25 protein-coding genes are annotated in these 20735 nt (G+C 69.5%); 7 read left to right on the top strand and 18 right to left on the bottom strand.

Annotated elements, in window-relative coordinates:
• Positions 1–26: 26 nt before the first annotated feature.
• On the top strand, positions 27–1610 hold the full coding sequence (locus AB0M24_RS12105; protein WP_363764826.1) for an MFS transporter: 1584 nt from the start codon (positions 27–29) through the stop codon (positions 1608–1610).
• Here AB0M24_RS12105 and AB0M24_RS12100 read toward each other — a convergent pair.
• The 6 genes from AB0M24_RS12100 to AB0M24_RS12075 form a co-directional block, all read right to left on the bottom strand.
• Positions 1600–2229: a TetR family transcriptional regulator gene (locus AB0M24_RS12100; RefSeq protein WP_363764823.1), complete on the bottom strand. Its 630-nt coding sequence runs from the start codon at positions 2227–2229 to the stop codon at positions 1600–1602. The genes AB0M24_RS12105 and AB0M24_RS12100 overlap by 11 nt on opposite strands.
• A gap of 79 nt (positions 2230–2308) precedes the next feature.
• Positions 2309–2809, bottom strand: coding sequence for a VOC family protein (locus AB0M24_RS12095; protein WP_363764820.1), 501 nt, complete (start codon positions 2807–2809; stop codon positions 2309–2311).
• Positions 2806–3492, bottom strand: coding sequence for an ABC transporter ATP-binding protein (locus tag AB0M24_RS12090; protein ID WP_363764817.1), 687 nt, complete (start codon positions 3490–3492; stop codon positions 2806–2808). Before AB0M24_RS12090 ends, AB0M24_RS12095 begins: the two co-directional genes overlap by 4 nt.
• Positions 3489–4670, bottom strand: coding sequence for an efflux RND transporter periplasmic adaptor subunit (locus AB0M24_RS12085; RefSeq protein WP_363764814.1), 1182 nt, complete (start codon positions 4668–4670; stop codon positions 3489–3491). The genes AB0M24_RS12090 and AB0M24_RS12085 overlap by 4 nt, the downstream gene beginning before the upstream one ends.
• 19 nt (positions 4671–4689) lie before the next feature.
• Positions 4690–5556 (bottom strand): hypothetical protein, encoded by an 867-nt coding sequence (locus AB0M24_RS12080; protein ID WP_363764811.1) that lies wholly within the window; start codon positions 5554–5556, stop codon positions 4690–4692.
• Positions 5553–6149: an RNA polymerase sigma factor gene (locus AB0M24_RS12075; protein WP_363764808.1), complete on the bottom strand. Its 597-nt coding sequence runs from the start codon at positions 6147–6149 to the stop codon at positions 5553–5555. The genes AB0M24_RS12080 and AB0M24_RS12075 overlap by 4 nt, the downstream gene beginning before the upstream one ends.
• A 121-nt stretch (positions 6150–6270) precedes the next feature.
• On the opposite strand from AB0M24_RS12075, the gene AB0M24_RS12070 reads away from it, so the two are divergent.
• Positions 6271–6834 carry a LuxR C-terminal-related transcriptional regulator gene (locus tag AB0M24_RS12070; RefSeq protein WP_363764805.1) on the top strand — a complete coding sequence of 188 codons (564 nt, stop codon included), beginning with the start codon at positions 6271–6273 and terminating at the stop codon, positions 6832–6834.
• On the opposite strand, the gene AB0M24_RS12065 is transcribed toward AB0M24_RS12070, so the two are convergent.
• Complete coding sequence (locus tag AB0M24_RS12065; RefSeq protein ID WP_363764801.1) at positions 6835–8019, bottom strand: ABC transporter permease; 1185 nt, start codon at positions 8017–8019, stop codon at positions 6835–6837.
• 10 nt (positions 8020–8029) lie between these two features.
• Positions 8030–8551, bottom strand: coding sequence for a hypothetical protein (locus AB0M24_RS12060; protein WP_363764798.1), 522 nt, complete (start codon positions 8549–8551; stop codon positions 8030–8032).
• Between the two features lie 237 nt (positions 8552–8788).
• Here AB0M24_RS12060 and AB0M24_RS12055 point away from each other — a divergent pair, with 237 nt between their 5' ends.
• On the top strand, positions 8789–9046 hold the full coding sequence (locus AB0M24_RS12055; protein WP_363764795.1) for a hypothetical protein: 258 nt from the start codon (positions 8789–8791) through the stop codon (positions 9044–9046).
• Positions 9047–9159: 113 nt separating this feature from the next.
• Here AB0M24_RS12055 and AB0M24_RS12050 read toward each other — a convergent pair whose 3' ends face one another.
• The 4 genes from AB0M24_RS12050 to AB0M24_RS12035 form a co-directional block, all read right to left on the bottom strand.
• On the bottom strand, positions 9160–9891 hold the full coding sequence (locus tag AB0M24_RS12050) for an anti-sigma factor (protein ID WP_363764792.1): 732 nt from the start codon (positions 9889–9891) through the stop codon (positions 9160–9162).
• Positions 9888–10484 (bottom strand): ECF RNA polymerase sigma factor SigK, encoded by a 597-nt coding sequence (gene sigK, locus AB0M24_RS12045; protein WP_363764789.1) that lies wholly within the window; start codon positions 10482–10484, stop codon positions 9888–9890. The genes AB0M24_RS12050 and sigK overlap by 4 nt, the downstream gene beginning before the upstream one ends.
• 90 nt (positions 10485–10574) lie before the next feature.
• A complete protein-coding gene (locus AB0M24_RS12040) occupies positions 10575–12071 on the bottom strand; it encodes a molybdopterin-dependent oxidoreductase (protein WP_363764786.1) in 1497 nt (498 codons plus the stop codon).
• A 164-nt stretch (positions 12072–12235) separates the two neighbouring features.
• Positions 12236–12880: a fasciclin domain-containing protein gene (locus tag AB0M24_RS12035; protein WP_363764783.1), complete on the bottom strand. Its 645-nt coding sequence runs from the start codon at positions 12878–12880 to the stop codon at positions 12236–12238.
• A 197-nt stretch (positions 12881–13077) separates the two neighbouring features.
• On the opposite strand from AB0M24_RS12035, the gene AB0M24_RS12030 reads away from it, so the two are divergent.
• Positions 13078–13935: a glycosyltransferase gene (locus AB0M24_RS12030; RefSeq protein WP_363764780.1), complete on the top strand. Its 858-nt coding sequence runs from the start codon at positions 13078–13080 to the stop codon at positions 13933–13935.
• Here the strand turns inward: AB0M24_RS12030 and AB0M24_RS12025 are convergent.
• Positions 13932–14255: a helix-turn-helix domain-containing protein gene (locus tag AB0M24_RS12025; RefSeq protein WP_363764777.1), complete on the bottom strand. Its 324-nt coding sequence runs from the start codon at positions 14253–14255 to the stop codon at positions 13932–13934. The genes AB0M24_RS12030 and AB0M24_RS12025 overlap by 4 nt on opposite strands.
• 55 nt (positions 14256–14310) lie before the next feature.
• On the opposite strand from AB0M24_RS12025, the gene AB0M24_RS12020 reads away from it, so the two are divergent.
• Together AB0M24_RS12020 and AB0M24_RS12015 are read left to right on the top strand one after the other, a co-directional pair.
• Positions 14311–15153, top strand: a complete 843-nt coding sequence (locus AB0M24_RS12020) for an NAD(P)H-binding protein (RefSeq protein WP_363764774.1) — start codon at positions 14311–14313, stop codon at positions 15151–15153.
• 1 nt (position 15154) lies between these two features.
• Positions 15155–15556 carry a DoxX family protein gene (locus AB0M24_RS12015; RefSeq protein WP_363764771.1) on the top strand — a complete coding sequence of 134 codons (402 nt, stop codon included), beginning with the start codon at positions 15155–15157 and terminating at the stop codon, positions 15554–15556.
• Here the strand turns inward: AB0M24_RS12015 and AB0M24_RS12010 are convergent, their stop codons facing one another.
• Positions 15557–16405, bottom strand: a complete 849-nt coding sequence (locus tag AB0M24_RS12010) for a GAF domain-containing protein (RefSeq protein ID WP_363764768.1) — start codon at positions 16403–16405, stop codon at positions 15557–15559.
• 69 nt (positions 16406–16474) lie between these two features.
• Here AB0M24_RS12010 and AB0M24_RS12005 point away from each other — a divergent pair, with 69 nt between their 5' ends.
• Entirely contained in the window at positions 16475–16840 is a 366-nt protein-coding gene (locus tag AB0M24_RS12005; RefSeq protein ID WP_363764765.1) for a nuclear transport factor 2 family protein, read from the top strand.
• A 16-nt stretch (positions 16841–16856) separates the two neighbouring features.
• On the opposite strand, the gene AB0M24_RS12000 is transcribed toward AB0M24_RS12005, so the two are convergent.
• The 4 genes from AB0M24_RS12000 to modA form a co-directional block, all read right to left on the bottom strand.
• Positions 16857–18017: an NAD-dependent formate dehydrogenase gene (locus AB0M24_RS12000; protein ID WP_363764762.1), complete on the bottom strand. Its 1161-nt coding sequence runs from the start codon at positions 18015–18017 to the stop codon at positions 16857–16859.
• A 101-nt stretch (positions 18018–18118) separates the two neighbouring features.
• The gene (locus AB0M24_RS11995) at positions 18119–19165 is read right to left on the bottom strand and encodes an ABC transporter ATP-binding protein (RefSeq protein WP_363764759.1); all 1047 of its coding nucleotides are present in this window, start codon (positions 19163–19165) and stop codon (positions 18119–18121) included.
• On the bottom strand, positions 19162–19956 hold the full coding sequence (gene modB, locus AB0M24_RS11990; protein ID WP_363764756.1) for a molybdate ABC transporter permease subunit: 795 nt from the start codon (positions 19954–19956) through the stop codon (positions 19162–19164). The genes AB0M24_RS11995 and modB overlap by 4 nt, the downstream gene beginning before the upstream one ends.
• A complete protein-coding gene (modA, locus tag AB0M24_RS11985) occupies positions 19953–20732 on the bottom strand; it encodes a molybdate ABC transporter substrate-binding protein (RefSeq protein WP_363764754.1) in 780 nt (259 codons plus the stop codon). The genes modB and modA overlap by 4 nt, the downstream gene beginning before the upstream one ends.
• Positions 20733–20735 lie beyond the last annotated feature (3 nt).

Genomic DNA, 20735 nt, shown 5'->3' with positions numbered 1-20735 from the left:
CGCAAGTGTGTCCTATAGTGGACTATATGGTCCACTCTGGCGCCACGCTCCGGCTGGCATTCCTGTCCGCGGTGGTGTCCCTGACCGCCGCGTTCGCCGCGTCGGCCGCACCGATTCCCCTGTTCAACACCTACCGCGCCGAGGACGGGTTCACCAACTTCGACATCTCGCTGGCCGTCGTGTCGTACGGCGTGCCCACGCTCGTGGCGCTCCTGGTGATGGGACGGCTGTCCAGCCATCTGGGCCGACGACGTACCTCGCTCGCCAGCCTCGGCCTGCTCGCGCTGGGGTGTCTGCTGTTGCTGAACGTGCACGACGTCGGCACGCTGCTCGCCGGCCGCGCCCTGATGGGCCTCGGCGCCGGGCTGGCCGGCAGCAACGTGACGGCCTACGTCGTCGACGCCGCACCGTCCAAGCCCGCCTGGCTGGCCTCCGTCGCCTCCAGCCAGACACCGATGATCGGCCTCGCGATCGGCGCCATCGCCTCGGGCGCGCTGGTCCAGTTCGGACCGTGGCCGCGTCAGCTGATCTACCTGGCGGCCGTCGGCTTCCTCCTGCTGTCCGCCGCGCTCATCGCCCTCAGCCCGGAAACCGTGCCTCCCACGCCGGGAGCGTGGCGATCACTGCGCCCCAGCGTCACCGTGCCCGCCCGAGTCCGGCGTCTGCTTCCCGTCGCGACGGCGGTGTTCCTGTCCACCTGGGCGACCGGCGCGTTCTACCAGGCCTTCGTCCCCGCGTTGGCGGAAGAGCAACTCCACACCCGCAGCCCGCTCGTCCTCGGGCTCGTGTTCGCCGCCTACATGGCGCCCAGCGCGCTGGGCGCTCCCCTCGGCGGCCGGTTCACGCCGGCCACGGCCCAACGTCTCGGCATGGTCGCCTTTCTCGCCGGCATGATCGGCATCATCACCGCGATCGCCACGAGCACGCTCGCGTCGTTCATCGCCGCTACCGTCGTCGCCGGTGCCAGCCAAGGCATCGCCATCAGCGCCTCGACCCGATGCCTGCTGCACGAGAGCACTCCGGCGGAGCGGGCTCCGATCTTCAGCGTCATCTACCTCATCTGCTACAGCGCGGCCGCTTTCCCCAGCCTCGTCGCCGGCAGGCTGTCCACCACCTTCTCGCTCCCGCAGATCGCGCTCGGGTACGGCGGACTCGCCCTCGCAGCCACCGTGTTCACGCTCATCGCCGCACGCAACCCGCGGGCCAGGTTCGACCGCCTGCTCGCGACCCAGGAGTCGTTGCTGACCAACCTGCACTCGCTGCGCGACCTCGTCCACTGGCGCGACGAGGTGGTACTCCTGGCACAGCGAGGCGACAACGGAACCTGCCCACTCGGCGAACTGGCCGACCTGCTCGCCAACGGCGACGAAGCCGGCCGGTCGACGGCGCGCGCGATCTTCACGGCGTGGGAGTCACTCCTGGCGGGCGGCCTCACCCGAGTCCGGGACAGCGGCGAACTGGCACCGGACGCCGACCCGCAGCGGCTCGCGACCGGCCTGATGGCCGCGCTGCAGGGCGGTCTGCTGCTCACCCGCACGACCCGCGACGTGCGGCAGCTGGAGGTGGCCCTGGACCAGGCCCTCGGCTACGTCCGCGCCGTCACGCGGTGAGGAACGACCGCACGTGGTCGAGCGCCATGTCGAGCGCGACCTCCATGGGCCTGATGTCGTGCGCGGTCTCCGCCAGCAGATACCCGCCCTGCAGAGCCGCCATCAGCCCCGTGGCGAGCTTCTCCGGGTCGGCGTCCGCCCGGAGCGCCCCGCTGTCCCGCATCCGCTGCAACCCGGCGGCGAGCAGCCCTTCCCACTCCACAAAGGACTGGGCGAGCACGGTGCGCGCCTGGTCGTCCTGATCCGCGAGCTCACTGGCCATCGAGCCGAGCGCACAGCCGTACGCACCGTTCTGCAACGCGTTCCGCTGCACCAGCGCGTCACGCCACCGAACGAGGCCGCGGAACGACTTCAACCGCTGGAGGTAGCCGCGTTCCCGTTCCAGGATCTGCGCGGCTCTCGAGGCGACGACGGCGCGGACCAGTTCTTCCTTGTCCGGGAAGTGGTTGTAGAGCTGGGACTTGCTGGTGCTGCTCGCGGCACGGACGTCGTCGAGCGTCGTCGCGTTGACACCCTTCACGTACATCAGCTCGGCGGCGGCCTCGACGATGCGCGCACGGGTGGCGGCCCCGCGTGGGGTCAGCGTCCGTCCCGCCTGCACGTTCTCCGGCCTGCTCACAGCGTTCAGGCTACCTTGATCTCGACCGCGGCATGGACTGGATGGTCCTGACCGCGGATCCGCGCCGGCCGCGGAAACGTCAGCTCGGTTCGAGTCGCGGACGGTCGTAGAGCGAGGGCTGCCCGTCCGCCGCGATGTCGACGCCGAGAAAACTGCCGGGGTTGATGACGTTGTCGGCCAGGAACCGCAGCACCGTCCCGTCGGGGTCGGGCACGTCCAGGTTGGCGCCGTACTTGCCACGATCGGCGACTCCGGAGTGGGCGAATCCCAGCCCGTCGCATCGCGCGGCCAGCTCCCGCAGCAGGGTGATCGAGTCGACTTCGAGGGCGAACACGTCGAACCCGCCGAGATCCGGCCGGCCGGCGCAGAACCTGCGATCCCGCAAAGCGATGGCGAACGCGCCGTCGGGGTCCGTCAACTGCACCCCGCGCACAACGCCCTGCTCGCTGAACTCGGCGGCGATCTCCAGTCCGAGCAACGCCTGATACCAGACCAGGCTCGCGCCCAGGTCGCTCACCGGCAGCTTGACGTGGCGGATGCGTCTGATTCCCAGCCCCACGATGAAGTCCTCCCCTGTCACGCCTGCACAGTCGCGGGCTGAACCACCGAGCCGTCACGCATCACGATCCGCCGGTGCGAGCGAACCGCGACCTCCTCGTCGTGGGTGACCACCACCACCGCAGCGCCATCATGAGCCAGCTCGTGCATCAGCGCCAGCAGCCGCTGCGAGTTCTCCGTGTCGAGGTTGCCGGTCGGTTCGTCGGCCAGGATCAGCGCGGGCCGGGTGACCAGCGCTCGCGCGATCGCGACCCGTTGCTGCTCGCCTCCCGATAGCCGGGCGGGCTGGTGGTCGAACCGGTGCAGCAGCCCCACCCGGTCGAGCGCGTCCATCGCGAGGCGGCGACGTTGCGACGCCCGCAGCCCGCGGTAACGCAGGGCCGCCTCGACGTTGCCGAGCGCGTCGAGGTGTCCGAGCAGGTGGAACTGCTGGAACACGAAACCGAGCATCCGGGCGCGCAGGGCCGTTCGCTCCGAGTCCGACAAGCCGCCGGCCGCCTGCCCGAGCACGCGCACCTCTCCCGCCGTGGGGGTGTCCAGCAGCCCGAGCAGGCCCAGCAGGGTGGTCTTGCCCGAGCCCGACGGTCCGGTGAGCGCGACCAGCTCACCGGAGTGCACGGCGATCGTCACGTCGTGCACGGCGGTGACGGGGACTTCCCCGAGGTAGATCTTGGTGAGGTTCTCGGTGGCGAGGACCGGGGTCATCCGCCACCGCCGAGCACGACCGTCTCCGTGCCGTCGAGTCCTTTTCGGACGGAGACGTAGGCGCCGCTCTGCGTGCCCAGCTCGACCGGAACCTGCCGCGTCGACCCGTTGGCGTCCGGCACGCGCACCACCGGTTTTCCCTGTCCGTCCTGCACCACGGCGCCCACCGGGATCGTGAGGGCGTCGGTCTCCTCGGACACCACCACGAGCGCGCTGAGCTGCGTGCCGTCGACCACGTCCAGCGGAGCGTCGAGGGCGATGATCGCCTTGTAGACCGGGGAGGACGACCCGTTGCCGCCCTGGTTTCCAGACGATCCGTCGCCACCTGACTGGTTGCCGGAGTTGGTGCCGGAGCCGGTCGACGTCGGGGTCGAGTCGATCTCCGCGATCGTTCCGGTCGCCTTCGCCCTGCTCGACGTCACCTGGATCTCGACCTTCTGGCCCTTGGCCGCCCGCAGCCGCTGGCCGGGATCCAGGTCGACGGTCACGGCCGCGGCGGGTTCGGTCAGCGCGGCGATCTGCTTCCCGGCGGTGAGCTGGTCGCCCACCGCGACGTCGACCTTGCCGACCCTGGCGGGCCAGGGCGCCGGCAGGACCTCGTCCGCGGTGATCGTCCCGGTCTGCTTCAGCCCCAACGCTTTCTGCCAGCTCTTGACCGCTCGTTCGGTGGCGGTGGTGAACGTCTCGTCCACCGTCCCCGGATCGTGGCCCGCCGCCTTCAAGAACGACTCCAGCTGCTTGACGTCGATCCCGGTGACGCTCTTGTCGAGGTTCCTCCAGAACGGGAACGCGCCGGTCAGCGCGACGACCGGCTTGCCGGCCAGGCGATAGACCACCGCGCCGGGTTTGACGACCTGCCCTGTCACGAGGCCGAGCTCCGTGACGACTCCGGAGCCGGCGGCGCGCAGGGTCGCGGTGTCGCGGTAGCGGGCGACACCCCGGACGGTGAAGGTGTCGCGCAGCGTCTGCCGTTGCACTTTCGCGGTGGCCAGCGGAGGTTCGGACGACGGCTGCCGGTCTGGACGTGCCGCGAACGCGTACCACGAACCACCAGCGGCTCCGCCGACGACGAGCACGACCACCACGGCGACGATCAGCGTCCGTCGGGATCGCTTGCGCTCCCTGCCGAGCAACGCGTCGATGTCAGGTGTCTCGCTCTCGGGAGCGGGCGTCGGCATGAGTGGTCCCCCTGTTCGGTCAGCACTGTGAGCCCTCCGTGGACAGCGACGGCGTGTCGTGCACGGGCAGTTCGCCGGGTCGCGTGCCGGACAACAACTGGGAGAGGACGAACTCCGTGCCGTCGGCCGGATCGGTGCCCTTGGCCGGTTCCTGACCCGGCGCCGCCACGAAGACGCGCACGCTCCCCTCGGACTCCATCTCGGCGCCGACCACCCTCCCCGGTGGCGCGCTCTCCGACGGTGTCAGCACCTCGGCGTGCTGCCCGGCCGGAGGAACGACGATCCACCGCACCTTCAGCCCACGATCCGCGAGCCGCCGCGCGGCCTGATCCGTTGGCGCGTCACCGATTCCGCTGCAGTGCAACGACTCCCCGTCGGCGAAGGCGCTGGCGCTGATGGTGTAGCGCTGGTCGCCGCCGTTCACCCCGAGGAACAGCACGACCTGGCTGTTCTCGTTCAGCTGCAGCACGATGCGGCTGCGGCCCTGCGGGTGCTGGTTGGCGGAATGGTTCTTGTCCACCGCGGGCGCGCCGTTGAGCAGCAACGCACCGAGCCAGCGTCCGGACACCGATGGAGAAACCGGCACCCGGCGAACCTGGCTGTCGACCCCGGCCTTGGCCAGTTCCCGTTCCATCGCCGTCGCCGTCGCTTCCGGATCCCGCAGGTCCACGACGACGCGGCCGTCCTGCTTGCTGACGGCCAAAGCAGGCGCGGGGCCGGACAGGTTCGTGACGACGAGAACCGCCCCGGCGACCAGACTCGCCGCCGCGGCGGCGATGCCCAGTCGCAGAGCCGGAAGCCGCCGGGGTGTCCGCTGCTGTCGCGCCGTGATCGCGCCGACGAGCTCGTCGCGCAGCCGCGTCTCGAACGCGGTCGGCTCGCTCATCCGCCCACCTCCAGAAGTTCCTCGAGTCGCGCCAGCCCTCTGGCCACGCGCACCCGTGCGGCCCCCTCACTGCACCCCAGCCGGGACGCGACCTCGTCGTAGGGCAGGTCGTGCGCGACCCTGAGCAGCACCGCGTCGGCGAGTTTCGGCGACATGCTGCTCAACGCCTGCTTGACCGCCGTCACCAACGGCGTCACGTCCACCAGTTCCTCGATGCGTTCCAGCGACTGGTCGTCCATCTCCAGCCGCGGCAGCCCCAGTCGTTCCCGTGCCCGTGTCTCCACCCTCTGTCTGCGCAGCGCGCGGCTCAGTTCGCGGCGGCCGATACCGAGGAGCCATGCGCGAGTAGGTGCCCCTGTGTCCCGGTACTTCCGCCGGTTGATGAACGCCGCGGCAAACGTCTCGGCGGTCAGGTCGGCCGCCATCTCGGCACACAACGTGCGCCGGTAGAAGAACCCGAGCAGTACCCGGACGTGCCGGTCGTAGAAGACCCCGAACGCCTCGGCGTCCTCGCCTGCGGCGGCGAGCAGCTGCGCGTCCGATCTGGGGTCCTCGTTCGTCACCGGCACCGTCTCCCCCTCGTGTGTCCTCACCAGGAAAAGACACGAGCCGACGTCCGTGTTACATACGCCCGAACTCGACCCGATCCGACGAATCGCGGTGTTAGCCTCTCCCGGCGCGAGTAGGTGCCCCGCTGCTGCAGAGGGGGCAGGGGTGGGGAGCGACAACGGGGAGGCTGGCAGACAGCCGATCAGGGTGCACATCGCGTGCAGCGACGAGGCACTCCGCGAAGTCGTCAGGTTCACGGCGGAACGGCGCGGCTGGGTGCTGGCCACGACCGCCGACCGAGCTGTCGTGGTGACGGACCACGGTGACCGCACCGGCCGCAACGTCGTCGTGGTGGTGGATCCTGGCAAGCCCGCGCACGCGTCTCGCGTGCTGCGGCGCATCGCTTCCGGCGACATCGGCGGCGCGCTGAGCTCCGATCGCCTGGTGAGTGATCTGCCGGTGGTGGTGAGGGCGGCCGGCACCGAGGTGGTCGCGTTCTCGGCGACGCTGTCGGCGTACGCCGAGAAGTGCCCGGCGCTGACCGAACGCCAGGAGCGGGTGCTGCGCCTGATCGCGTTCGGCCTGTCCTACACCGTGATCGCACAACGGTTGCGAGTGTCGCTCGCGACGGTCAAACGCGAGGTGTCGAGCCTGTTCGAGCTGTTCGAGTGCACGAACCAGTCGCAGCTCGTCGCCGTCGCGATCGACGCGGGGTTCCTGCAGTCCTGATCAGCCGAGGCGAAGCACCCGCATGGGGTCCAGCCGGGACGCGGTCACGGCCGGGTAGACGGCGGCGGTCATCGTGATCGCCACGGCGACCCCGAGCGCGGCCACCACCAGCAGGGGATCCACCGCGACCGGCCATCCCCTGCCGCTCACGACCACGCCGACCCCGGCGACCGCCGCCGCGACGCCGACGAGTCCCCCGATCACGCCGATCAGCCACGCCTCGCCGAGGAACTGCAACGCCACGTGGAATCTCCGGTGCCCGAGCGCCCGGCGCACGCCGATCTCCGCACTGCGCTCAAGGACGGACATGGTCAGCACGTTCGCGATGCCGAGCCCTCCGACCAGCAACGCCAGCCCGCCCATGCCCGCGACGACCCACTGCAGCGTCTGGTCGATCTTCATCCCCGCGGCGAGCAACTCCGCCGGCACGCGCACCTCTGGCGGAGGGCCGTCCCCGTAGGTGACCGCGACGTCCAGCAACGGCACCGTTTTCTCGGTGGTTCCCGGCTCGACCTCCAGCAGCAACTGGCTCGGCTTGCTGTCGGCGCCGAAGAGGGTCACCGACGTCGACACGGGAATCAGCACGCTGGTGTTCAGCTCGCTGGCGAGCGTGGTCGGTCGAATCGCTCCCACCACACCGAAAACCTCTGCTCCCAGCCGGATCGTCTGCGGCTGGGAGGCGTCGTACCCGATCGTGGCGGCCACCTCTGCACCGATGACCGCCACTCGCGCCCCGCGTTCCTCGTCCACCGGGAGCAGGAAACGCCCTTGTGCCAGTTGCAGATCCGCCACGTCGACCAGCGCGGAGCTCGTGGACTGCACGCCGTAGGCCGCCGTCGCCTGCGTGCCGGCGCCCAACTCGTTGGCACCGACCAGAACTCCCGGCACCCGGCTCAGCGGCGCGGCGGAGAGCACGGTCCGCACGTTCCTCGCGCGTTCCGCCGCTTCGAGGGGCAACGTGGTGCTGCTGCCGGGAGCCCCCTCGGCCGCCGCCACGACGACGAGATCGCTGCCCACCGACCGCAACGTCTCCTGCACCTCGGCGGAAGCGCTCTGCGAGTAGGTGATCGCCCCGACGATCGCCGCGACTCCCAGCGCGGGACCGAGCATCGCCAGCAGGGTTCTGCCCTTCCTGGCGGTCAACGCACGAGCTGACAGATATGCCGTGTCCCGCAAGGAACCCATGTCCGCTGCCTCACTTGGTCGGTTCGGGTCGTCCCTCGATCGCCCCGCCCTGGGTCTTCTCGACGCACTGGTTGAAGTCCGTGTTGTAGGCGGACTGCTTGTCCGCGGGCAGGTTCTCCTCCGGCGGCGGCGGAAGCAGCACGCCGCGCGAGTCCGTCTTGGGATCCGCGACCTGCCAGCCCCGGTCGCGCAGACAGCGCACCAACGCGAGCGTGCGCTCGTTCTGCTTGGCCGCGTCGGGCTTCCCGTCCTCCTTCGGCCTGGCTTTGTCCAAACCGGACTCGCGCTGGCACCGTTGCACGTCCGCCTCGAACTTCGGGTCCTTGGGCAGCCCGGTCGCCTGCGCGCCTCCCAGCTGCTCCGGATTCCACCCGGCCGACTTCATGCACTCGGTGTACTTCGCGCCGGCATCCTTTGCCTGGCCGCCAGTTCCGTTGCCGGTCGTGGTGCCCGTGGACGCGCTCGGACCGGAACCGCAGCCGGAGATGATCAGCGCGGCCAGCACGATCCCCGGCAACCGCCTCGTGGACATCGAAACTCCTCCCTCGTGGCTTCCATCACCGAGGAAACGCCACGAGCGGAGGTCGACTGTTACATCGGTTTCCGCTGGTTCATCCGATGACACCAGAAGCTCAGCCCGTGCACCCGCGCGGCCATGGTGGTTGAGCCCGCCCGCGATGGACGGTGTTCCGTGAGATCGACGTGAGTTCTCAAGTCTCCCGACTGCACCTCAGGAGACTGCTTTCCCTTCCACCAGGGGGATTCATCCATGCTGAAGAGCAAGCTGGCTCGCGTGGCCGCCGCCGCGGCGCTCAGCCTGACCGCCGCGGTCGGCTTGTCCGTCGCGACGGCACCGGCTGCCAGCGCCTCGGGCTGCGGCACGACCGACCACTACCACTGGTACGACGCACACGGCCACTACCACCTGAACGTGTACGTGGACGACCACTACATCTCCCCGTACTGGTACCACCACTGGCAGGACGTGGCGATCGCGTACGACTACCTCAGCGGCCCGTGCCACTGATCGGAGTTCGATGACCGCGGGGGCGGTCGTCGTCGCCGGTATCCCCTCAGACACCCGGCGACGGGATGGCCGGGCAGGTGTCGCGCCTGCCCGGCCGTCTTGTTCCTGACGGTCTAGGCGTACGGAAGAGACACGACCGGGCCGGTCGTCGGCAGATCGGAACCGCCGAGTGGTTCGACGGTGACCGCGAGTTTCTCGGCTCCCTCGACGAAGTCCATCACCACCGGCTGGCCGTCGGTGAGCACATCAGCCGGGTGCGGTCCGACGCCGTCCACCACCCACAACTGGTACGAGCGGTCCGGCGGCAGCGGCGGGAGATCCGCGGCCAGGAACAGGACCTTGTTCTGGGCGGCCGAGAAGACCGCGATGCCGCTGCCCCCGTTCGACGCCTTCCTGCTCACGGTTTTCGCGTCCGGCGCGGAGATCAGTGAGTTGAGCTGCTCGTACCGCGCGGCAACCTGTTGCAGCGCCTCGACTTCGCCCGACAGCCGCATGTTGTGCTGGACTCCCGCCACCACGACGCCCAGCACGCTCGCCGCGGCCACCAGCACCGCGGCCCGCCGGATCCAGGGTCGCCGGGGCCGCAGTTCCGTGACAGGGCGCGGGGAATCTGGCCGGTCCTGGCGGGTGGTCGCGGCCGCGGCGAGAACCCGGTCGCGGAGATGAGGCGGTGGCGTGAGCTCGACGAGCATGCTCAGCCTGGCCGCGGTTTCGCGCATCTCCACGGCCTCGGTGAGGCAGGTCTCGCATTCCCGCAGGTGTTCCTCGAACGCCGTGCGCTCGCCGTCATCGGTCGCGTTGAGCGCCCAGGCACCCGTCATCAGGTGCTGATCTGCAGTGGTCATGCCGTCACCCCCATGCAGTCGCGCAGCCGGATCAGTCCGTCGCGCATCCGGGTCTTCACCGTGCCGAGCGCGATGCCGAGCAGGCTCGCGACCTCCGGATAGGTGTAGCCCTGGTAGTAGGCGAGTCCGATGGACTCGCGTTGCAGCGGGGTGAGGGTGCTCAGGCACCGGCGCACCTGCCGTTGTTCGAACCGCGTGTCGGCCGACTCGCTGACTTCGTCGAACGGCCTGGCGACTTCCCGTTGTGCCGCCTGCACCTCGCGGTCCGCGGTGGTCTGCGCCGACCGAACCCGGTCGACCGCACGGCGATGCGTGATCGTCATGATCCACGTGGTCGGGCTGCCCAGGGAGGGGTCGTAGCGGCTGGCCTTGCGCCACACTTCGAGCATGACCTCCTGGAACACCTCCTCCGACTGCGCCTCGTCGCGCAGCACCCGGCGCACCAACCCGAAAACTCTGGCGGCCATGAGGTCGTAGAGCCTCGCGAACGCGGCTTCGTCGCTGCGTGCCACCTGGCCGAGCAGATCAGGCGTCACCTGTTCCGTGAGTGCTTCCACCGACCGCGGCGCACGCGGTCGCACGAGCTCCGGCATCGCGCTCCTTTCCCGGATCCTGCCGGACATTCGCAGCCGCCCCTGAAACGGTTCGATCGTCAATCGATGCACGCGATCGGAGGTGAGTGCTCAGCCCACCGAGGTGAACACCATCGAGTGCCACCCGGTCGCGCCGTCGGGAATCGGGGCGGCGCGCTCGTTGGTCTGCGTGTAGCCGTTGCGGTCCGTCGCGCGGCACTCCAGGGTGTGGTTGCCCGGCTGCAGATCCAGCTCGATCCGCCACATCCGCCACGTGTCGACGTTGACCTCGCGGCTGAGGGTGGCGGGCTGCCAAGGTCCGCCGTCCACCCGGACTTCCACCTTGTCGACGCCGAGGTGCTGCGCCCACGCCACGCCCGCCGCGACGAACCGGCCCGCCGGCGCGCGCTCGAACGACTTCGGCCGGTCGATCCGCGACATCACCTTGACCGGGGCCTTCTTCGCCCAGCCTCGCTGCGCCCAGTACGGGTCGAACGCGTCGAACGTCGTGAGTTCGGCGTCCACCAACCACTTCGTGGCGGAGACGTAGCCGTACAGCCCGGGAACGACCATGCGAACAGGGAAACCGCGCTCCAGCGGCAGCGGCTCGCCGTTCATGCCGATCGCCAGCAACGCGTTCGAGCCCGGCGCCATGATCTTCTCGACCGGGGTGCCGCAGGTCCAACCGTCCACGCTGCGCGTCGCGAGCTGGTCGGCGCCCGGCCTCACCCCGGCCTCCCGCAACAGGTCCGGCAGCGAGACACCGATGAAGTTCGACGTCGAGATGTACGGGCCGCCCACCTCGTTGGACACGCACACGAGCGTGATCGTCTTCTCCAGCAACGGGCGCCGCAGCAGATCGTCGTAGGTCAGCACCATCTCGCGGTCCACCATGCCGTGCAGCCGCAACCGCCAGTCCTCCGCGCGCAGCCGGGGGATGCTGAGCGCGGTGTCGACCCGGTAGAACTTCTCGTTCGGCGTCAGGAACGACGGCGTTCCCTCGCGCGAGAAGTCCGCGTCGAACGGAATCTCCGGCGCCGTCTCGCGCGGCCGCAACGTGATTCCCCGCCGGGAGGCCTCGACGTCCACGCGACCGGCGAGCAGCTGTCCGCCCACTGCCGCGACACCCGCGCCCACGGCGATCGCCACCGTGGACAGCAGGAACTTCCGCCTGCCCGGTGCCGCGGCGGGTGCCTGGGCCCACAACCAGCGGAAGGCGGCGACACCGACGACCAGGCTCGCCAGCGGGGCGATCACCGACCACGCGGTCGTCGTCGGCCTGGCGAGCACGGCGGCGATGCCGACCAGGCCGAGCACCGCGGCCAAAGCCGTGCCGGGCCAGGGACTTCGGCGTGACAGCAGACCCGCCACCACACCCAGCAGCGCCAGTACGACGGCCATGCCGCCGAGCAGCACCAGCTTGTCGTTCTCGCCGAACGTGCGGACCGCGAAGTCCTTGAGCGGGCTGGGAGTCAGGTCGATCGCCGTGTTGCCCACCGCCAGGAACGGCGACGCCAGCGGACTCACCAACCCCGCGACGAGATGCCCTGCCGCCAACGCGGCCGCCACCGACACCAGACCCACGAGGATGGAACGAATCGCTTTCACACAAAGGATTCGGCGCCGGCGGTTCACCGGATTGGTTCATCTCCGACACGATCCCGTCGGCCTGACCATCCACAACGGACGGTCAGGCCGACACACGCGAAACCTCCGGGAACCGCGTGCGGAACGCGGTTCCCGGAGGCGCGGTACAACTACCCCGGGAGATGTCAGGCGGGGAGCAGCACCGAGTCGATCAGGTACACGGTCGCGTTGGCCGTGTGCACGCCACCGCAGATCACGTTGGCGTCGTTGACCTTCAGCGCGTCCTTCGAGCCGGACACCTTCACCGTGCCGGTCTGCACGGTCGTCTGGTCACCCACGATCTTGTCGGGCGAGATCTGACCAGGAACGACGTGGTAGGTCAGGATCTTGGTCAGCAGCGCGTCGTCCGTCTTGAGCTTCTCGATCGTCGCGGCGTCGATCTTGGCGAACGCGGAGTCCACCGGCGCGAAGACGGTGAACTCGGCACCGTTGAGCGTCGAGACCAGGTTCACCTTCGGGTTCAGCTTGCCCGACACGGCGCTGACCAGCGTCTTGAGCAGCGGGTTGTTGCTCGCGGCCACGGCGACCGGGTCGGCGGCCATGCCGCTCACGGAACCGGAGCCGGACGGAACCTGCTTCGCGTAGTCGGCACAGCCGGGACCGACCAGGTCACGGGTCGGGTCGGCCATCGCCGCGGATGACGTGGTCGTGGTCGTGGGCGCGGCGCTGGAGCTGCCGCCGCTGGCCATGTCTCCCGAGCCGCATGCCGCGCCGAAGAGGGCGAGCGAGGCGGCGCCGACGGCCAGGACGGTGTTGCGGATCTTGTTCATGACGAGACATCTCCAAGGGTGTTCGGCCTGTTGATGCCGGTGATTCGCCGCCCGTCGGCGAACGGATGGGTCTGGTTATCGACCTGTTACCAACGAATCCGCGAATCACGCGTGACCAGCACAAACCGTCCCGCGGAGATCTCCGTCCACAGTCGACGATCCACTTCGCCCCCGCGGTCGTGAGACGATCAACAGCCGTGAAGGTGACTGCTCTCGTCACGGCGTACCACCCCGACGAACGGCTCGCGGCCGTCGTCGAGTCCGCCCTGCTGACCTGCTCCGGCGTGATCGTCTCGGACAACACCCCGGCTGCCTCGTCGTCGGCCGCCGAGAAGCTCGACGACCCGGGAGTCACCGTGCTGCGCGAGGGCAGCAACCGCGGGCTGGCCGCGGCGTTGAACGCGGCGGTCGACGTGCTGCCCGCGGACACGGACGTCGTGCTGTTGCTGGACCAGGACTCCGTGCTGCCACCGGATCTGGTCCCCCGGCTGGCCCGTCATCTCACCGGGTCGATCGGTGTAGTCGCGCCGAACCCGTGGGACGCGAAGCACGGCGGGTCGTACGAGAAGGCCGCGCAGGACGACCGCGGGCTCATCGACCGGTACGGCGTGATGACGTCCGGCATGCTGGTGCGACGTGAATGCCTGAGCGCGGTCGGGCGGTTTCGCGAGGACTTCTTCGTCGACTGGGTGGACTTCGACTTCTGCCTGCGGGTGCGCGATCGCGGGTTTCGCGTCGTGCAGGACACCGGGGCGCTGCTGCCGCACTCGTTGGGCGATCGGCGCGAGCACCGGATCGGGCCGTGGCGGACGCACATGCTGCACTACCCGGCTTGGCGGCACTACTGGGTGGCGCGCAACAGCACCGTCTTGGCACGGGAGCGGCGGTCGAAGGACTGGCGGTGGTCGTTGGGCGCCGTGCGGTATCTCGTGCGGTGGGCGTTCAAGACCGCGGTGTTCGAGCGGGCTCACGTCACGGCGGTGCTGGCCGGGTTCTGGGACGGGTTGGTCGGCCGTGCGCGGGTGAAGTACCTGCCGGACGGGGCGCGGTACTAGGCGAAGGTCGTGTCGGGGACGGACAGCGCCCAGTCGTTCATCGCGTCGAGGACGTGGCGCAGGCTCGAACCGAGAGGCGTCAGTTCGTAGACGACGCGCGGCGGGATCTCGGCGTAGACGGTGCGGGTGACGATGCCGTGCCGCTCGAAGCGCCGCAGCCTGTGCGTGAGCGTGTGGGCCGAGATGCCGGGGAGCGCGTCGCGGAGTTCGGTGAAGCGCATCGGGCCGCGCAGCAGCTCACGGACGATCAGAGTCGCCCAGGGGCCGTCGAGCAGGATCAAGAAGCGTGCCACACCACATGTAGGGAGATTCTCAGTCATGGGAGCCCTTTAGTGCAGTTGACGTAACTGATGCAGTTTATGCACTAATGCTCTCATGACCTACGTGATCCACGGCGCTACAGGCGCCCAAGGTGCTCCGCTCATCAGTTCGCTGGCCGCGGCCGGAGCGTCGGCGGTGGCCGCTGTGCGCAAGCCCGAGGCCTATGTCGGTGAGGCGGTGAGCGCGGACTTCGAGTCGGAGGAGTCGCTGATCCAGGCGTACCGGGGTGCGGAGGGCGTGTTCGTGCATCTGCCGATGGGGCCGCCTCAGGTCGTTGCGTCCTACGCGCGCACGGTCGTGGACGCGGTGAGGAAGGCGCAGCCCGCACGGGTGGTGGTGTCGACCAGCGGGCAGGTCGTTGAGGCGTCGGAGGACAGCCCGATCGCGATCCTGGCCCGCGGGCTGAGGGAGAGCGGCGTGTCCACCGCGGTGATCGAGCCTCGTCTCTACCTGGAGAACCTGCTGCAGCCCGCGATCTTGGAGGCGGTGCGGACCGAGGGCGTGCTGCGGTATCCGTTGCGGCCGGAGTTCGCGGCCTCCTGGAGCTCGCACCTGGACGTCGCCGATGCCGCGTTGCGGTTGCTGGAGGACGTGTCCGTGACGGGCACGGTCGGCGTCGGGCAGCTGCCGGCGATCACCGGAGGCGACCTGGCGGCGGGGTTCGCCTCGCATCTGGGGCGTGAGGTGCGGTTCGAGGCCGTCACGCCGGAGGACTTCGGGGCGGCGCTCATCCCCTTGTTCGGTGAGGAAGCCGCGGCCGTGGTCACCGGTTTCTACACGGCGCTCGGCACCGTCGCGGACTATCGGATCGCGGAGGAGACCAGTGCGCAGAAGTACTTCGGTCTCGCCCCGCGCACCGTCACGCAGTGGCTGCACGACGTCCTGGAAGGAAAGTGACATGAAGGAAACCCTGACGTCGGCCGCGCGTGCGGTGATCGCGCTGCTCTTCTTCTGCCACGGCCTGCAGGGCTTCGGCTTCCTGGGCGGCGTCGACGGTGCCGGTGGCGCGCCCGAGTTCGGAGCCTGGCCGTTCTGGTACGCCGCTGTGCTCGAGCTCGTCGGCTCGGTCCTGCTCTTCCTGGGCCTGTTCACCAGGGAGGTCGCGGTGGTGCTGTCCGGCGCCATGGCCTACGCGTACTTCGTGGTCCACCAGCCCATCGGACTGCTCCCGCTGCAGAACCAGGGCGAGGCGGCCGCGCTCTACTCGTGGATCTTCCTGCTGATCGCGGCCGTGGGACCGGGCCGCTACGCGCTGGACACGTTCCGCCGACGTGCCGAAACCGAGGCCGTCGCGGCCTGATCAACCGGCCTTGGGCGTGACGTCGCGCAGCAGGCCGATCGCACTGAGGCTGCGGACTCGTTGCAACACAACGGAATCAACGGCTCGCAGGCCGCTCTCCTGGCCCGCGATGCGCTCCGCCATGAGCGTCTGGACGTCCCGGATCAGGTCGTCGACCTCCTCGGTCGCGACCACCAGGCGCTCATCGGCGGGGCCTCCCCTGACGATGCTGCGGGCGCTCGCCAAGCTCAGACCCACGGAGAACAACCGGCCCAGCAGGCCGGACAGCATGGTGTCGACGAGCGGGTCGGCCGGGTCGGGGTCGAGCACGCCCAGACGCCTCGCGATGGCCTGGCCCGCCGAACGGGCCTGGTCGTCCATCATCCGCAGATCGTGCTCCGGCGGGCGGTGCACGTGCCGGAAGTGGGTCGAGATCATCCCGACCAGGCGGCCGGACGGGGTGACCAGCGGCGTCGACTGCACCGAGCGGAAGCCCGAGGCGGCGGCGATGTCGCGGTGCGGGGCGAAGGCGGGATCGGTCGCCACGTCCGCGATGACGACCTGCGCGTGCTCCGCGGCGGCCCGGCCGCAGGCGGAGTTGTCGTCCCGCACCTCCGCGAAGTGGTCGATGAAGCGGGAACGGAACCCCGAGTGCGTCACGATCCGCAGCGCACCGGTGCCCGGATCCAGCAGCTGGACGTTGCCGAAATCGGCTCCCATCAGCGACAACGCGCTGTCGAGCACCCTCGTCAGCACCAGGTTCAACGGTGGCGCGCCGTCGAGTGGGCGGGGTGGCTCCGCGAGGGTCTGGTAGGCCTCCAGGGTGTCGTCCAGCACCCCGTCCAGGTTCTGGCTCTGGCCTGTCGGCATCGGTACCACCCGTTTCGCTGCTCCGACGTCAGTGTTTCACCGGCGGGCGAGACGTGGAAGCCTGATCTGATGGCGCGAAGGCCGTTGCCCCCGGTGGCGACCGTGGTCGGCTTCATCGACTGCATCAACCGCGGCGACCTCGAAGGGCTCGCCGAGCTGATGCACCCCGAGCACCGGCTGCTGGTGGCCGACGTTCCGCCGGTCGTGGGCAGGGAGGCCAACGTCGAGGCCTGGCGCGGGTACTTCGGGGCGTTTCCCCAGTACGTCATCCATCCGCGGTCGTTCGCGACGGACGGGAACCGGGTCACGGTGCTCGGCGCCACCACCGGGTCTCACCTGGGCCTGCCGGACGACGCCGAGCTCGCGCTCGGCGTCGTCTGGATCGGTGAGGTGCGGGACGGGCTGCTGACGTTGTGGCAGGTCGACGACGAGTGACGGGCTCAGCCGGGCGTCAGCGGTTCGTCGAGTACGAGTGCGCGCCCGTGCCCGCGAGCTTGCCGCCGTCGACGATCAGGTACTCGTCGCGGATCGGCGTGCCGGCGAAGAACGACTCGAGGATCTCGCGCGTGCCCGCCGCGTACCTGGCCTGCGCGGACAGCGAGCTGCCGGAGATGTGCGGGGTCATGCCGTGGTGCGGCATGGTGCGCCACGGGTGGTCGGCCGGGGCGGGCTGCGGGAACCACACGTCGCCCGCGTAGCCCGCCAGCTGGCCGCTCTGCAGTGCCCGCACCACGGCGTCGCGGTCGGCGATTCGGGCTCGGGCCGTGTTGATCAGGTAGGCGCCGCGCTTCATGGTCGCGATGAGCTCGTCGTCGAACAGGCCCTCGGTCTCGGGGTGCAGCGGCGCGTTGATCGTCACGACGTCGCAGTGCGGCACCATGTCGGCGGCCGACGCGTGGAACGTCAGGTTCAGCTCCTGCTCCACGTCCGCTGGCAGGCGGTGGCGGTCGGTGTAGTGCAGGTGCGTGTCGAACGGCGCGAGCCGCCGCAGCACCGCCAGACCGATGCGACCGGCGGCGACCGTGCCGACGTGCATGCCCTCGACGTCGTAGGAGCGGGCCACGGCGTCGGCGATGTTCCAGCCGCCGTCGAGCACGATCTGGTGCGACGGGAGGTAGTTGCGCACCAGGCCGAGGATCATCATCACGACGTGCTCGGCGACGCTGATGCTGTTGCAGTACGTCACTTCCGCGACCGTGACGCCGTGCTCGATGGCCGCGTCCAGGTCGACGTGGTCGGAGCCTATGCCCGCGGTCAGGGCCAGCTTGAGCCTCGGGGCGCGGGACAGCCGTTCCTTGGTGAGGTAGGCGGGCCAGAACGGTTGGGAGATCACGACATCCGCGTCGGCGAGGTGCTGGTCGAACTCGGAACCGTCGCGGTCCTTGTCCGCGGTGACCACGAGCTCGTGGCCCTGCGACTCCAGGAACGCGCGCAGGCCCAGCTCACCGGACACGCTGCCGAGCAGGTGCCCCGGCGTGAAGTCGACGGCGGATGGCGTGGGCAGGGTCTGACCACCCGGATAGCCGTCCAGGTGCGGCAGATCGTCGCGGGCGTACGTCTTCGGGTAGCCGCCCACCGGGTCGTCGTACAGGACGCACAGGACCTTCGCCATTGCAGGTCTCCCTCGTCGGAAGTCGTTGTGCCACAGACCTTCCTCCGGGGATCACGGCAGTGTCCAAATGAACGTTCCTATCGCTTGACAGCCGTCGACTATCAAGCGGGATAGGTGTGCGTCTCGGTCGCTTTCACCGCCGCCCACAACGAGTCACCCGGTCGCAGACGAAGGTCCGCCAGCGTCGCCGTGGTGATGTCCGCCAGTACGGAAGGCGCGCCGTCGAGCCGGACACGGGTGGTGTGCGCGTGTTGCTCGATGGCCGCGACCGTCACCTGCCACGTGTTGCGCGGGCTGCCCTCGGGCTTCGAAGGATGCAGACTTACCGCGCTGGGAGGGAAAGCGACGTGCACGGAACCGGACGCAGGCGACGCGATGGTGACCGTGCCACCGTCCGCAAGGTCCACTGTGGACCCGCCGGCGACTCCGCGATACAGGTTCAGGCCTACGAGGTTGGCCACGTAGTCGGTGCGCGGCTGCCTCGCGACCTCGGACGGCGTGCCCTGCTGGACCGCACGGCCGTTCTCCAGGATCACCAGGCGGTCCGCGAGCACCATCGCGTCCAACGGGTCGTGCGTGACCAGCAGTGTGTGGCCGCCGAACTCCGCGAGGTGCCTGCCCAGTTCGGAACGGACCTGCAGCCGGGTGCTGGCGTCCAATGCGGCCAGCGGTTCGTCGAGCAGCAGCAGGCTCGGACCGGTGACCAGAGCACGGGCGAGCGCGACGCGTTGAGCCTGACCTCCGGACAACGCGCGGGGCTTGCGCTGGGCGTACTCCCCCAGCCCGACCCGATCCAGCCACCTCGACGCCTCGGCCCTGGCCTCCGCGCGCCGGACACCACGCGCCCGCAGTCCGAACGCGACGTTCTCCAGCGCCGTCATGTGCGCGAACAGCAGGTAGTCCTGGAACACCACACCGATCGGGCGTTGTTCGGAGTGCACGAACGTCTCCGCACTGTCCCATGTGGACTCACCGAGCGAGATGCGGCCCGAGGTCAACGGCGACAACCCCGCCAGCGCACGCAACGTGGTCGACTTGCCGGCGCCGTTCGGGCCGAGCAGCGCGACCACCTCGCCGGGCGCGATCACCAGGTCCAGGGATAGGTCGAAGTTTCCGCGCGTGACGCGGAGTTCGGCAGTGAGCGTCATGTCGGCCCACTGATCCACCGGTCACGCAGACCGGCCAGCACTCCGACGGACACCAGCAGCAGCACGATGCTCAGCACGATCGCGGCGTCCGGATCCGTTTCCAGGGCGAGGTAGACGGCGAGCGGCATCGTCGTCGTCTCGCCGGGGAAGTTGCCCGCGAACGTGATCGTCGCCCCGAACTCGCCCAATGCCCGTGCCCAGCACAACACTCCCCCGGCCACGACACCGGGAAGCACCGACGGCAACGTCACGCGGCGAAAAGTCAGCCACCGCGACGCCCCCAACGTGGCGGCGGCCTCCTCGAACCGCGGATCGGCCGCCCGCAGAGCACCTTCCACCGAGATCACGAGGAACGGCATCGCCACGAACGCTTCCGCGACAACGACTCCGGCCGTGGTGAACGGCAGCGAGATCCCGAACCACGAGTCCAGGTACTCCCCGACCAGCCCGCGCCGGCCGAGCACCAACAGCAACGCGACACCACCGACAACAGGCGGCAACACCAACGGCACCGTCACCAACGCACGGAGGAAACCCCGTCCGGGCAAGCCGGAACGCGCCAGCAGCCACGCCAGCGGAATGCCGAAGACCAGGCACAGCACGGTGGCCAGCGAGGCGCAGATCAACGACAGCTTCAACGCCTCGCCGACCTCAGCGCTGAACAACTGGCCGGACAGCGTGCCCCACGGTGCCTTGATCAGCAGCCCGGCCAACGGCACCAGCAGGAACGCCAGACCGAGGAAAGCAGGCAGGGCCAGGACGACCGGAAGCCGTCCTCGACGACGCCTCACGGGCTGACGAAGCCTGCCGCGCTGAGCACCGCCTTGCCCTTGGCGGACAGCACGAACTCGACGAACGCCTTGGCAGCGGCCGCGTTCGGCGCCTTGGCGACCGGCGCGATCGGGTAGTCGTTGACCGCCTGGTCGGCCTCGGCGAAGTCGATGCCCTCGACCTTGTCCCCCGCGGCCTTCACGTCGGTCTTGTAGACCAGTGCGCCGTCGACCTCACCGAGCGAGACCTTGGTCAGCACCGCCTTGACGTCCTGCTCCAGCGTGTCCGGCGCGGGCTTCACCTTGGCGACCTCGAAGACCTTCTTCGCCGCCGCGCCGCACGGCACCTGCTCGGCACACAGAGCGATCTTCTTGTCGGCGAAGGCGAAGTCCGGCAGCCCGGAGATCTTGCCGGGGTTGCCCTTCGGCACCACGATCGCGAGCTTGTTCTTCACGAACGTCGTGGGCGTGTCCGTGATCGTCTTGGTGTCGGTGACCTGCTTCATGTTCGCCGGCGCGGCCGACGCGAACACGTCGGCGGGCGCACCCTGGTTGAGCTGCTGGGCGAGCGCGGAGCTGCCGGCGAAGTTGAACTTGACCTTGGCGCCGGGGTTCGCGGCCTCGAAGTCCTTGCCCAGCTGGGTGAACGTCTCGGTCAGCGACGCAGCGGCGAACACCGTGATGTCACCGGTGACCTTGGGCGTGCCCGAACCAGACGCCGGCGTGGTGGAGGTCTGACCGGAACCACAGCCCGCGAGCGCCACTGCGGCCGCGACGGCGACGGCGATTCTGGACATGGG

The organism is Lentzea sp. NPDC051838 (genome assembly GCF_040681245.1).
Classification (GTDB): Bacteria; Actinomycetota; Actinomycetes; order Mycobacteriales; family Pseudonocardiaceae; genus Lentzea.
This window is presented reverse-complemented; position numbering and strand designations above follow the sequence as displayed.

Bases quoted from the DNA above. Each gene is read 5' to 3' on its own strand.
- AB0M24_RS12105 (WP_363764826.1), top strand. From the start codon at position 27: ATGGTCCACTCTGGCGCCACGCTCCGGCTGGCATTCCTGTCCGCGGTG.
- AB0M24_RS12090 (WP_363764817.1), bottom strand. From the start codon at position 3,492: ATGACCCCGGTCCTCGCCACCGAGAACCTCACCAAGATCTACCTCGGG.
- AB0M24_RS12085 (WP_363764814.1), bottom strand. From the start codon at position 4,670: ATGCCGACGCCCGCTCCCGAGAGCGAGACACCTGACATCGACGCGTTG.
- AB0M24_RS12080 (WP_363764811.1), bottom strand. From the start codon at position 5,556: ATGAGCGAGCCGACCGCGTTCGAGACGCGGCTGCGCGACGAGCTCGTC.
- AB0M24_RS12065 (WP_363764801.1), bottom strand. From the start codon at position 8,019: ATGGGTTCCTTGCGGGACACGGCATATCTGTCAGCTCGTGCGTTGACC.
- AB0M24_RS12060 (WP_363764798.1), bottom strand. From the start codon at position 8,551: ATGTCCACGAGGCGGTTGCCGGGGATCGTGCTGGCCGCGCTGATCATC.
- AB0M24_RS12055 (WP_363764795.1), top strand. From the start codon at position 8,789: ATGCTGAAGAGCAAGCTGGCTCGCGTGGCCGCCGCCGCGGCGCTCAGC.
- AB0M24_RS12050 (WP_363764792.1), bottom strand. From the start codon at position 9,891: ATGACCACTGCAGATCAGCACCTGATGACGGGTGCCTGGGCGCTCAAC.
- sigK (WP_363764789.1), bottom strand. From the start codon at position 10,484: ATGCCGGAGCTCGTGCGACCGCGTGCGCCGCGGTCGGTGGAAGCACTC.
- AB0M24_RS12035 (WP_363764783.1), bottom strand. From the start codon at position 12,880: ATGAACAAGATCCGCAACACCGTCCTGGCCGTCGGCGCCGCCTCGCTC.
- AB0M24_RS12025 (WP_363764777.1), bottom strand. From the start codon at position 14,255: ATGACTGAGAATCTCCCTACATGTGGTGTGGCACGCTTCTTGATCCTG.
- AB0M24_RS12020 (WP_363764774.1), top strand. From the start codon at position 14,311: ATGACCTACGTGATCCACGGCGCTACAGGCGCCCAAGGTGCTCCGCTC.
- AB0M24_RS12015 (WP_363764771.1), top strand. From the start codon at position 15,155: ATGAAGGAAACCCTGACGTCGGCCGCGCGTGCGGTGATCGCGCTGCTC.
- AB0M24_RS12010 (WP_363764768.1), bottom strand. From the start codon at position 16,405: ATGCCGACAGGCCAGAGCCAGAACCTGGACGGGGTGCTGGACGACACC.
- AB0M24_RS12005 (WP_363764765.1), top strand. From the start codon at position 16,475: ATGGCGCGAAGGCCGTTGCCCCCGGTGGCGACCGTGGTCGGCTTCATC.
- AB0M24_RS12000 (WP_363764762.1), bottom strand. From the start codon at position 18,017: ATGGCGAAGGTCCTGTGCGTCCTGTACGACGACCCGGTGGGCGGCTAC.
- AB0M24_RS11995 (WP_363764759.1), bottom strand. From the start codon at position 19,165: ATGACGCTCACTGCCGAACTCCGCGTCACGCGCGGAAACTTCGACCTA.
- modA (WP_363764754.1), bottom strand. From the start codon at position 20,732: ATGTCCAGAATCGCCGTCGCCGTCGCGGCCGCAGTGGCGCTCGCGGGC.